The sequence below is a fragment of the Azonexus sp. genome, from assembly GCF_049652925.1.
In the GTDB taxonomy this organism is placed as follows: Bacteria; Pseudomonadota; Gammaproteobacteria; order Burkholderiales; family Rhodocyclaceae; genus Azonexus.
Window position 1 is genome coordinate 38,040 of sequence record NZ_JBASFI010000034.1, and the last position, 11,738, is coordinate 49,777.

An 11,738-nucleotide genomic window follows, 5' to 3' on the forward strand; every position below is an offset into this window, starting at 1 on the left:
TTTGATGGAGATGCAAGGCAATGCTACCCTGATTTTTCTGGCTCAGCCTAAATGTTCGAATGCTACGGTCAACCGGAAAAAACGGCCAAAATTCAAGCCAGTTTGGACAGGCCCTTGACCTCGAACGACAGCGAGCCGGTCGGGCAGACGTCGACGCACAAGCCGCAGCGCGTGCAGTCGGGGCCGATCGGGACTTCCGTCTCGACGGCGCGGCCCTTGATGACGGTGTCCAGTACGTGCGGCACGAGGCAGACTTTGCGGCAATCGCCTTCGTGGAAGCAACCATCGAGCTTGTAGATGATGCGGACCGGCGAGACGATGCCGACGACGCCGTAGGTCAGGCCGATCGGGCAGGCGTAGCGGCACCAGGCGCGGCGCGAGAAGAAGACTTCGAAGAAGAGCAGGGCGACCACCCAGAGCAGGGCCAGGCCCGGGCCGTAGATCAGGGCGCGGGACAGGATGCCGGTCGGTGAAATGGCCTCGAAGACGGTGTAGCCGGTGGCCAGGGCGAGCAGCGCGAAGATGATCCAGAAAACGGTGCGCAGGCGACGGTCCATGTTCTGGTCGGTGACCAGCTTCTTCTTGGCCAGGAAGAGATGGATATTCTCGGCCCATTCGGCGATCAGATGGTAGGGACAAACCCACGAACAGAAAGTGCGGCCGCCGAGCAGTGCCCACAGCACGAGCACTGTGCCAGTGCCGATCAGCAGGTTGTTGATGATGTGCTTGTGGGCGAGCATGACCTGCAGCGCCGAGTTGAGGTCGATCAGGTGGAAGCCGACAAAGCGCGAGGCGGTCAGCGCCCCTTCGAGAATCTGGATGTCAAGGCCGAAGGACAGCGTGAACAGCAGGTTGGCGAAAATCAGCGTCGCCCAGCGGCGGTTGCGCCACTTGTGGCTCGGGGTGACATGGGCGCGGGCATGCGCCTTCTCGGCGATGAGGTTGCGGTTGCCCTTCTTGTAGAAGTGAATCTGCTGGGCGGCCGGGCTGATTTCTTTCGACTTGGTCGGCTCGGCGCCGAACAGGACCTTGATCTGATCAAAAAACCGACGTTTGAGAAGCGCGCTCATATTTTCCAGACCTCGCCGGCTTCGATGGTGATGGCAGTGGGTTCGACCGGGCAGACCATTTCGCAGACGCCGCAACCGACGCAGGGTTCATGGACGACCGGCGACTTGTGCTTGCTGCCATCCGGCGCGAACACCGTTTCGATGGAAATGGCGCCCTTGACCGGGCACTGGCGAACGCACAGATCGCATTCGGCGAGTTCGTAGGGATGGCTGCTGACCTTGACCGGTTTCCAGCGGTCTACATCCATGTAGCGCAACTTGCCCTTGAACTCGGCGCCGCGGGTTTGCCCCTTGAAACCCTTGCCCTGGACGGCCAGGCAGGCTTCCGGACGGGTCAGGCGGGCGACGCCGATACGCTCGTGCATGTTGAGCGTCGGCTCGGGGTCATTTTCCTTGGCGAGCAGGATGGGCTTGGCAGCCAGCGCGGCGCCGGGGCGAACCGGCAGGAAGTCGGGCTTGTGGTAAGTCAGCGAACCGGTCGGGCAGGCCAGGACGCACTGCACGGCATCGCAGGAAAAATCGCAGGCCTGGCTACGGGCATCGATGTAGGGCGTGCCGACGCCAACGCCGTCGACCAGGTCAGCCAGCTTGATGGCCGAGACAGGACAGACCTGGACGCACTGGCCGCACTTGATGCAGCTGCCGAGAAAGTCCTTCTCGTCGAGCGCGCCGGGTGGGCGCAGGCGTTTTTTCTGGGCGTAGACGAGGGGCAGGAAGCCGGACAGCGCGGCGCCGAGCACGCCGCCGGTGAGCAGGATGGTGCGCAGCACGCGACGCCGGTTGGTCTGCCGCTTGGCAATCGAGACGACCGGTTTGCCGTTGCCAGCCGGTTGGCGGGGCGCGTTGCTGTTATCGCCGTTGTTGTCGTTGCCAGATTCGCTACCGACTTCGTTGTCGATCTCGCTCATGATCGTGCCGTTCTTTCAGGTTTGACGAAGCGCGGCTTTTCGTCGCGCAAGATCAGGTCCGGTGTGGAGAAGGGGGCCAGGCGTTCAAGAAAATCGAGCAGCTCCATGACCGGCGAGCTGCGGAAAAAGCGGGCGATGGGCAGTTCCATCCAGATCTGGTCGGCGTAGGCGTAGAGCTCATGGGTCTTGTCGCCGACACCGTCGTTGTTGCGGTCGAAGCCCTGATAGTCATCCCAGTAGTTGCCGATCCAGACGTTCTTCGGGCTGTTGTTGTTGTCGCCGTGGCCGCCGTAGCTGACCTGCGTCAGATTGCCCTCGAAAATATTGTCGACCATGTTGTTGTGACCGGTTTCGCTGTTGAACAGGATGCCGATGCCATTGTAGGCGAAGCGATTGCCACGGATTTCGATAGTGCTGTCGGGCTGGAAGGGCGAGAGGTCGGAGCCGATGCCGACGCCGCAGTAGATGATTTCGTTGTTCTCGATGATCGTGCCCGAGGCTTCCTTGAAGCCGATGCCCATGCCGGTGGCGCCGGTGGCGTGCGAAATGATGTTGTTGCGCGCCACGCCGCCCTCGGTGTACATGAAATAGATACCGACTGCGTTGTCGTAGAACTGGTTGTTTTCAACGATATTCTCGTTGGCAAACATGAAGTGGATCGAGTAACGGCTACGTCTCCCAAGATTGTCACGGAAGATGTTCTTGTTCGAATACCAGGCCACCATGTCCCGGGAATCGATGATCTGGTTATTTTCGATCAGGTTGTCGTTGCTGTACCACAGCCGAAGTCCGTCGCCGCGCACACCGAGTTCCCGGTCTTTGGAGCGGACGGTGTTGTTGCGAATGACATTATTGTTCGATTGTTTGAAGTCGAGGCCAAACAGGCAGTTGTCGATTTCAATGTTTTCAACGGTGTTGTGATGCCCGCGGACATCCAGACACGAGTCATCGGTATCGTGCGAGTCGCCAGAACCCGTCAAATGCAGACCGCGAAGGACCGAATTGCTGGCATTCAGGACCATCACCGTGCCTCTGTCGCCGGCATCGATGGTGACCTTGCCGCCACCGTCGATGGTCAAGGGCTTGTTGATGACGACAGGGCCGGAATAGGTGCCCGGTGGAGGTTTAAGCACCGATCCGGCCGGGGCCTTGTCGACGAGGTCCTGAAACGGCTTCAGGCCATGGACCCGGGCGTTGCGCTCACGCAGCATGTAGGTCGGTTTCGGTCGGTCAATTTCGACTCGCGGTGCAGTACTCAAGTCGGCACCGGCTCCCAGTTGCTGCTCCGAGAAGCTGTTTGAGATGGTCAGGAGAAGGGCAATCGTGAGCCCTCCTTTGGCCAGGGTTTGAAGGTGCCGCACGGCGCTTACTCGGCTGTACCTTCGCGCAACTGTTTGCGCCGGATGAGCAGGGCCAGCATCATGCAGATGAAAATCGCGACGAGCAGGCCATAGCCCCAGTACGGGTAGGAGAAGGTCGAGAACTGCGCAACCTTGCCTTCGCCGAAGACGGTAGGCATGAAAGGCTTGACGGTGAAGGCGCCCCACGGGTGCATGTTGTGGCCGAAGAACCACAGCCAGCCGGCGTAGGTGATGACGAAGAAGACCGGGAGCAGAGCCGGGACCAGCGCTAGGAGCAACTGGAATGGCTTGATTTTGGCCGTGCCGGCAATGACGATGGCCATGACTGCGATGAGGCCGAAGATGACGATCTTCGAGACGTTGCGGACGTTGTCGCCCCAGACGTTGATGCGCTCCATGTCCTTGAAGAAGGTGCCGGATTCCTGCATGTAGGCCTGGACGTGGCTTTCGAGGTGGCCGAGCATGAACTGGTCGACCAGCATCCAGGCGGCGACGGCGGCGAAGCCGGCGCTCAATATCAAAATTCGCGGTTTTTTCCGGTTGACCGTGAAAGCCAGCATCATCACGGCAAAGAAGCCGAAGAAGAACTTGGCCAGCGGCTTTTCGACCGGCGCGCCGGTGGCGATCGGGAACATGCCGACGTAGTGGTTGATGGTGTTCATTTCATGGACGCAATCGAGGCCTTCGGCGCCCTTGTCGACATTTTTTGCGGCGTCGGTCACCGGGTTGTAACGTTCGTCGTCGTGAGCGAGATCTTTCTGAATGATCTCGTTGGCCATCCGTGTGCCTTTGCCGGCCGCCTTGCAGCCGTTATAGACGCCATCGAAATGGAAATGGATGCGGATGCCATCGGGGAAGGCGTCAGGCGGGTAATTCGGGGCGGTCAGGGAAACCCACCAGATTGGCGCAAAGTACGCAGCGACCAGGCAGATCAGGGAGATCAGGGTCAGGCCACCGATGATTTTGTTTTGTTTTTCCATTTTGCTGTTCTCTGCTCTTGTTGCGGCACTGTCATTCCCGCGAAAGCGGGAATCCATGCGTCCGGGTCCCCGCTTGCGCGGGGACGACAGATCAAGTTCGTTTACTTCTTCTTGCCGGCCTTAGGCTTGCACATGTTGCCCGGCATGACCAGGCTGGACTGATAGGCCGAGATCGAAATCAGCTGATCATCGCTGTACTTCTTGATGATCTTGACCATGTCCGGATTGGCGTTGCGGCGATGGCCGTTGCGAATCTCGGTCATCTGGCGCAGCAGGTACTTGTAGTGCTGACCGGCGATCACGGGATAGAACTTTTCCTTGTTGCCTTCGCCGTTCTTGCCGTGGCATTCCAGACATTCCTTTTCGTACAGCGCCTTGCCTTCGGCAATGCGCTTGTCGGTGTCGGCCGGGGCCTTCCAGTTCTTGTCCAGAGTGTCGCCAGGCTTTGAGTCGTAATGGCCGTGGTCAGGCGGAATACAGAGTTTCTCGATGTAGGCGGCGACATTGGCCAGTTCCTGGGCATCGGTCAGCGTCGCGGCGAAGGGGTACATCGTCGGGTTGTCGCGCAGGCCGGCGCGAATGTCGGCCATCTGCTTGATCAGCACGGTGGTGTGCTGGCCGGCGAGCTGCGGGAAGGTGCCATCAGGACGACCGGCACCAGATGGAAGGTGACAGGCTCCGCAGGTTTCATAACCTTCTTCGCCAGCTTTTGCGTCACCTTTCTTGTTTAATGCTTCGCTCTTTTCGCCACCTTGAGCGTTCCATTTGTAGTCCTTACCTTCGATGCCTTCGCTTTTCGGGGCGGGAGGGCCAGCAAATGCAATACCTGCGGTTAGCAGGCTGATCAAAAGGAGTGATAGTTTCATGTTTGGTTTCCTTTATGGCAGAGGATTCGGAACGCTGAGGTCATTGTTGCATGGTGAATATCAGCATTCCTTGATGTTGGTCAGAAGCCGAAAATTCCGGCTTCATCCAATCATTTGAGTTTAGACAGGTATTCCGAAATTGCCTTGATTTCCTCGTCATTGACGAGGTGCATGACGCCCTTCATGGCGGCAGTCTGGCCGTTGTTACGGGCACCGCTCTTGATGTCCTTCATTTGCGCTTCAGCGTAGGCGGCATTCTGGCCGGCCAACTTCGGATAGTTGGGCATCAGCGGCTTGTCAGCCTTGGCACCGTGGCAGGCGTTGCAGGTTTTTTCGGCGAAAAGCTTGGCGCCATCAAGTGCGGCGAAGGCTGGTGTGGCGACGATTGCCGCAGCAATCAAAGTCATTACATATTTCATGGTTATTCCCTCCTGAATGTGAAACGGGGAACAGATTCGCTCTGTTCCCCGCTGATTGCCTTAAGTCAGATCAAGTTTGTTTATTACTTGACCTTCTTGGCGCCGTTCTGCTCAAGGTAGGTCTTGGCGCGCAGGCCGATGTCGGCTGCCTTGACCTGGTATTGCCAGACTTGCTCAGCCCACAGGTTCGCCTGGTCCCAATCCTTCTTGGCGGCTGCGGCTTCGTGCTTGGCCTTGGCTTCCTTCATCTTGTTGAGCTGGTCGGTTGCGTCGTCAACCATGTTGACCACATCCGGGAAGTCCTTGAAGTTCACGCTGGTGATGTAACCAACGACGGAATCAATGACGACCTGGGTGTCAGCAACCTTCTTGACCGTAGCCTTGTAGTCGGTTTCGGTATAGACGGCCTTGGCCGCTTCAACCTTGCCCGGCTTCCAGCCCTTCGGCTTGACCAGCAGGTAACCCTGCATTTCAAGGTGCAGTGCGGAGCAGAACTCGGTGCAGTAGTACGGATACACACCTTCCTTGTCAGCCTTGAACTTGACGGTGACCGTCTTGCCCGGTTCAACCGAGGCGTGCACATTGAAGGTCGAAACCGTGAAGCCGTGGGTTTCGTCCTGAGCACGTTCGAGGTTGGTCAGGTGGATGGTCACTTCGTCGCCGACTTCAGCTTCGATGGTTTCCGGCGTGATGTGCGAACGGATCAGCGTACCCTTGACCTCGATCTTGTTGCCCTTCTTGGTGGTGACTTCCTCACCAGCACGAACGGCACCCGGGTGCGGCTTGTCGGTACGGGAATCGGTGCCTACCTTGTAGCGAACGCCCGGCTTCAGCTTCGAAGCTTCGATGGCAACCACATAGTGCGGCTCGCCCAGCGGTAGCGGCATGTCGTACAGGAGTTGCATCTTGTCGTTGCTGATGTCGATGAGCTGGTGGTTCTGCGGATGCAGCGGGCCAACCGGGTTGAAGCGATCGATTGACAGCTTGTTCAGCGCCACCAGGTAGCGACCCTTCGGATCCATCGAGTCACCTTCCATGGTCATCAGGTGACCGATGTTGTAGTGCACCGAGATCTTGTCGAGGACCTTGCCATCACAGTGATTCCATTTGACGACCTGGGAATCGACGTACAGCGAGGTGTAGGCGATACAGGGCTTGGAATCGTACTGGGTGTGCAAGGGGCCGAGGCCGAGCTGGACCTGGGTGTGCAGCGCATCCTTCATTCCGATGACCGGAATGCCGTACGGATCCTTGGATTCGAACTTGCCGGCCTTGATGGCGGCCATGATCTTCTCGAAGGAATAGACGGAGACGTGGGTGTCGAGCTTGCCGGCGACGGTCAGGAACTTGCCGTCCGGGGTGACGTCGACGCCATGCGGCGACTTCGGTTCCGGGACGAGGAAGAGGATGCCTTCCTTGATCGCCGTTTCCATCATCAGCACGTTGTGGCCGTTGATCTTCTTGGCCTTGCCGGCAGCAACCAGTTCGGCCGCCTTCTTCCAGTTGATCACGTGCAGATAGTCGGTGTCCTTGGCGGAGCAACCGGCTTCATACGGCGGACGACCTTTTTCGATGCCGCCAACGTAACGCTCGGAACAGAATGAGTTGGTGAAGGACCAGCCGTCGGACGGACCCTTGCCGGCGTCGGACAAATCCTGCGAGTACGGCGGCAGTTCGAGGGAGAAGGATTGCTTCGGATCGAGGCGGCCTTCCTTGCGGTCGAATTTCCAGTAGGTGATACCGCCGCGATATTTTTCGTTGAATTCTTCAAGCGGGTAGAACTTCTTGTTCTCGAGCGGCGAGGCGTACTGGGCGGCTTCGATGACGTATTCGGTATTCGGTGTGGCAAAGGCGCCGCCGTGTTCCGACTTGAAGATCGGGTTGACCACGATCTGCTTGGTTTCGAAGTCACGCAGGTCGATCACGGCGAGGCGCGGATTGGCCTTGTCGTTGATGAACAGGAACTGGCCGTCGTACTTGCCTTGGGTTTCCGACATGGCTGGGTGGTGCGTATCGCCCCAGTTGATTTCCTTGCCGTCGATGTTGCCCTGGCGCAGAACAGCCTTGGAGTTTTCATCGAAGCCGTAGCCCTGCCAAGGTTCCGGCGTGAACACGCCGATGTACTTGAGGATGCGCATGGACGGAATGCCATACACCAGAACCTGACCCGACTGGCCGCCGGAACTGAAGGCGATGAATTCATCGCGCTTGCCGGTCGGGACGTAGGTCTTGGATGCGGCAAGCAAATCCTGCTGGCTCAGGCCGCGACGCTTCATGACGTCCTGCAGCGATTCGGCAGAATACGCCGTCGCTGCGAAACCGGCGGCGAGCAGCAGCGCGGTAGATTTCACTACAAATTTTTTCATCTCTATTTCTCCCATGAGCACCAGAAGCAAAAAACTTCCATTTCCCCCATTGGCGCCTGCGACAGAGTGTCACTGCGACAATTTGCCGCACACTGTATTCTTCGCCGACTGTGAAAGAATTGATGTTTGTTAAATCCAAACAACTGCGTTCGGCGACAATCCATTGATCCAAATGACCCAAGGTCCAGAAGCACACTTGTGAACAAAAAAATACTGATTGACGTCATTGGTCTGGAATTGATCGCTCTGGTTGTAGTCGTTGGTTACAAGCTGTCGCCGATGCTCCTGCCCAAAGCCGACGTCACCGTTCAGCCCGATCCCGTCTGCAACCTGCAGCGCGAGGCCTGCAGCGTGGGCCTGCCGTCCGGCGGCAATGTCACCCTGTCGATGGGGACGCGCCCGGTGCCGCTGGTCAAACCGTTCGAGGTCGAGGTAGCGACCAGCGGGTTTTCGCCGGCCCGCGTCGAGGTCGATTTCTCCGGCATCGAGATGAATATGGGCTACAACCGGCCCGAGTTGACGGTGCGTGGCGCCGGCAGCTATGCCGCCGAAGTGACGTTGCCGGTCTGCATCACCGGCAGCATGGACTGGCAGGCGACGGTGCTTATTGAAACAGGCAGTGAGCGGGTGGCGATTCCTTACCGCTTCACGACCGGGGAGTCGCACTAAATGGCCGAACGCATACTGATGGCAATCGCCGGCTTGCTGGCTGCGTTGATACTCGGCGTCGTCCTCTTCTGGCAACCGGAAATGCCCGAGCGGTCCCTGCCCAGAGCGTTCATCGCGGCTGGTGGCGATTTCACGCTGCAGTCGGCGAGCGGACCAATCTCGCTCAATGATTATCGCGGCAAGCTGGTGCTCGTCTATTTCGGCTACACCTTTTGCCCCGATATCTGCCCGACCTCGCTGGCGGCGACGGCCGAAGGACTCAAGCAGCTGACGCCCGAGGAACTGGCCAGGGTGGCGATGATCTTCGTCTCGGTCGACCCGAAACGCGATACGCCCGAACGCCTCAAGGAATATGTTGAATTTTTCCATCCGGCCATCGTCGGCGTCACCGGTACGCCGGAAAACATCGCCGAAATCGCCAAGCGCTACGGTGTGTTCTACGCCGAGCAGAAGATCGAAACAGCCGGTGGCGGCTACGTCGTCGACCACTCGGCCGATACCTTCATCGTCGGCCCGGACGGCCAACTGGTCGCCAAGATGGTGCACGCCACGCCGCCCGATCAGGTCGTCGTCGCCATTCGCAAATACTTGAACCAACCCTGAAGGAGAGTAAGCCCATGAAACAACTGTCCCTGCTTGCAGCCAGCCTGATGTTCTCGGCCGGCGTCCTGGCCGGCGCCGCCGACAACGTGTCGGTTCAGGATCCGTATGTCCGCCTGGCCCCGCCCAACGCCCCGGCCACCGGCGCCTTCATGGTCATCAAGAACAACGGCGACAAGGATGTCAAAGTGATCAAGGCCGACAACCCGATCTCCAAAGTCACCGAGCTGCATACCCATATCAACGATGGCGGCGTCATGAAAATGCGCCCGGTGCCGAGCATCGAGGTCAAGGCCAAGGGCGAAGCCGTCCTCAAACCGGGCGGCCTGCACGTCATGATGATCGACATCAAGGCGCCGATGAAGGAAGGCGACGTCGTGCCGATCACCCTGAGCTTCGACGACGGCAGCACCAAGCAGGTCGACGCCAAGGTCGTCCGCCCGATGGCCGCACCGATGCCGGCCGCCATGGATCACAAACACTGATTTTGATTTTGGCCGTTTTTTCCGGTTGACCGTGGAAGTCTGCGGTCAGCCGGTTTGCTGGCTATTCACCACACACTGAACCGGGCTGAAACCATGTTCATGGTTCTATTCGTTCTGATCGTCGTGCTGCTGCTCTATTCGTTTTTCGCCTGAGCCACTCAGGTCTTGACCGGCCGTTTCGACAGTTTGCGCTGCAGAGTCCGCCGGTGCATTTTCAGGGCGCGGGCTGTGGCTGAGACGTTGCCGTCGTTTTCGTTGAGGACGCGATGGATGTGTTCCCATTCGAGGCGGTCGACCGACAGCGGTTCGTCCGAGGCCGGCACGTCGAAATCCGGGCCGTCGTCAGCGTCGAGGGCGGAGAGGATGGCTTCGACTTCGACCGGCTTGGCGAGGTACTGAACGGCGCCGAGCTTGACCGCGTCGACGGCGGTGGCGATGCTGGCGTAGCCGGTCAGGACAACGATCCGGCATTCCGAGTTGATGGCCAGCAGTTGGGGGATCAGCGCCAGGCCGGAGCTGCCGTTCAGGTTGAGGTCGAGGACGACGCGCCCGGCCTGCATTTCCTTTGCCGCTGCTAACGCCGATGCCGCGTCGAGTGCACCGTGCGCCGGGTGGCCGCGTCTTTCCAGCGTGCGCACGAGAATGGCGTTGAAGCTCGGGTCGTCGTCGATGATCAGCGTTGGTTCGGTCATGTCTTTATCCGGGGCAGTTCGATGCGGGCGAGGGCGCCCCCTTCTTCGGGATTCAGCAGCGTCAGGGTGCCGCCGAGTTGTTCAACGGCGCTGCGCGTCAGCATCAGGCCGACGCCACTGCCGCGTTCGTGCGCGGGAAAGCTCTCCTGGCCGCCCAGTTCAAGCACCTGCTCGGGAAAGCCGGGGCCGCGGTCACGGATCTCGATGCACAGGTTGTCGGTGCACCAGCTCAGGCGTATTTCTAGCGGGATGGTCGTGGCGTTGGCGGCGTTGTTGAGCAGGTTGAGCACGGCTTGTTCGAGCCTTGGGTCGGCGACGATTTCCGGCGCCTCTCCGTCGCTGGCGATGATCAGCCGGCTGCTGGCTTGCGGGCGGGCGGCGTGCCAGTTCTGGCGGAGGTGATCGAGCCAGCGATTGGCGGCTTGCAGCGGGGCGTTTTCCAGACGTTCGGCCCCGGCCCGGCGCGACAGGCCGGTGACGATTTCCTTGCAGAGAGCGATCTGTTGCAGGAGCAGTTTGAGGTCGTCGCGAACCGGTTCGCCCAGGGTCGCGTCGTTGGCCAGCTCACCGGCGAGCAGAGCCATGGTGCCGAGCGGCGTGCCGAGTTCGTGGGCGGCGCCGGCGGCCAGCGTGCCCATGGCGACGACCCGTTCATCGCGCAGGCCCTGTTCGCGGGCGGTGGCCAGTTCGGCATCGCGTTGGCGAATGACGCGGGTGGTATGGACGATGATCCAGCCGATCATGACGGCCGAGACGACGAAAATCAGCCACATGCCGCCCAGGTGCAGGCGCGTCGCGCGCGTTGCGTCGGGCATTGGCAGCGGGACGTAATAGAGCATGAGCAGCGAATAGGCGGCAATGGCGACGGCGGTGACGATGGCCACGCAACGCGCCGGCAAGGTCAGCGCGGCGACGGCGACCGGCGGCAGGAGCAGCGAAACGAGCGGATTGGCGGCACCGCCGCTGAGGAAGACGACAGCGCTCAGCATGCCGACGTCGAACAGCAGCTGGCTGAACAGTTCGTTGGCAGTGGCGGTTTGCGAGCGGATTACCCGCCACTGGGCGATGGCATTGAACAGCAGGGCGATGGCGATGATGCCGAGGAGCGGCACCTGCGGTACGGGAATGTCGAGCAGGCCGGGGCCGACCATGATGAGTTGGGCCAGCACGGCGAGCACTACCCAGCGACCGATAACCAGGCGGCGCAGGTTGGCCAGGTGGTCGGTATTCGCAGTCGTGCACGGGGTAAATGCCATGGGCCGAATTATGCGTGATTTGTGTCAATTTTCAGTCGCTTGAGAGGTGCGACAATTCGCCGCATC

At 59.8% G+C, this 11,738-nt stretch carries 12 protein-coding genes; 3 read left to right on the top strand and 9 right to left on the bottom strand.

Translation table 11 applies throughout. The annotated features are described in order from the left end of the window. Nucleotides 1–92: 92 nt before the first annotated feature. The 7 genes from WBK19_RS16595 to nosZ form a co-directional block, all read right to left on the bottom strand. Entirely contained in the window at nt 93–1,070 is a 978-nt protein-coding gene (locus WBK19_RS16595; RefSeq protein WP_511291688.1) for a NapH/MauN family ferredoxin-type protein, read from the bottom strand. Then, nucleotides 1,067–1,978, bottom strand: coding sequence for a 4Fe-4S dicluster domain-containing protein (locus WBK19_RS16600; protein ID WP_511291690.1), 912 nt, complete (start codon nt 1,976–1,978; stop codon nt 1,067–1,069). Before WBK19_RS16600 ends, WBK19_RS16595 begins: the two co-directional genes overlap by 4 nt. After that, entirely contained in the window at nt 1,975–3,339 is a 1,365-nt protein-coding gene (gene nosD / locus WBK19_RS16605; protein WP_511291692.1) for a nitrous oxide reductase family maturation protein NosD, read from the bottom strand. The genes WBK19_RS16600 and nosD overlap by 4 nt, the downstream gene beginning before the upstream one ends. A 5-nt stretch (nt 3,340–3,344) precedes the next feature. Further along, nucleotides 3,345–4,319 (bottom strand): hypothetical protein, encoded by a 975-nt coding sequence (locus tag WBK19_RS16610; protein WP_511291694.1) that lies wholly within the window; start codon nt 4,317–4,319, stop codon nt 3,345–3,347. Nucleotides 4,320–4,420: 101 nt separating this feature from the next. Continuing rightward, on the bottom strand, nt 4,421–5,185 hold the full coding sequence (locus WBK19_RS16615) for a c-type cytochrome (RefSeq protein ID WP_511291696.1): 765 nt from the start codon (nt 5,183–5,185) through the stop codon (nt 4,421–4,423). Nucleotides 5,186–5,295: 110 nt separating this feature from the next. Beyond that, the gene (locus WBK19_RS16620; RefSeq protein ID WP_511291698.1) at nt 5,296–5,604 is read right to left on the bottom strand and encodes a c-type cytochrome; all 309 of its coding nucleotides are present in this window, start codon (nt 5,602–5,604) and stop codon (nt 5,296–5,298) included. An 83-nt stretch (nt 5,605–5,687) separates the two neighbouring features. Further along, on the bottom strand, nt 5,688–7,970 hold the full coding sequence (gene nosZ / locus WBK19_RS16625; protein ID WP_511291700.1) for a Sec-dependent nitrous-oxide reductase: 2,283 nt from the start codon (nt 7,968–7,970) through the stop codon (nt 5,688–5,690). Between the two features lie 198 nt (nt 7,971–8,168). Here nosZ and WBK19_RS16630 point away from each other — a divergent pair, with 198 nt between their 5' ends. Genes WBK19_RS16630 through WBK19_RS16640 form a run of 3 tightly spaced genes read left to right on the top strand, consistent with a single transcriptional unit; the run spans nt 8,169 to nt 9,724 of the window. Next, entirely contained in the window at nt 8,169–8,639 is a 471-nt protein-coding gene (locus tag WBK19_RS16630) for a hypothetical protein (RefSeq protein ID WP_511291702.1), read from the top strand. Next, complete coding sequence (locus WBK19_RS16635; protein ID WP_511291704.1) at nt 8,640–9,242, top strand: SCO family protein; 603 nt, start codon at nt 8,640–8,642, stop codon at nt 9,240–9,242. It abuts the gene before it with no gap. Between the two features lie 14 nt (nt 9,243–9,256). Further along, on the top strand, nt 9,257–9,724 hold the full coding sequence (locus WBK19_RS16640; protein WP_511291706.1) for a copper chaperone PCu(A)C: 468 nt from the start codon (nt 9,257–9,259) through the stop codon (nt 9,722–9,724). Nucleotides 9,725–9,882: 158 nt separating this feature from the next. Here WBK19_RS16640 and WBK19_RS16645 read toward each other — a convergent pair whose 3' ends face one another. Together WBK19_RS16645 and WBK19_RS16650 are read right to left on the bottom strand one after the other, a co-directional pair. Next, entirely contained in the window at nt 9,883–10,416 is a 534-nt protein-coding gene (locus tag WBK19_RS16645; protein ID WP_511291708.1) for a response regulator transcription factor, read from the bottom strand. Beyond that, on the bottom strand, nt 10,413–11,672 hold the full coding sequence (locus tag WBK19_RS16650; protein ID WP_511291710.1) for an ATP-binding protein: 1,260 nt from the start codon (nt 11,670–11,672) through the stop codon (nt 10,413–10,415). The genes WBK19_RS16645 and WBK19_RS16650 overlap by 4 nt, the downstream gene beginning before the upstream one ends. Nucleotides 11,673–11,738 lie beyond the last annotated feature (66 nt).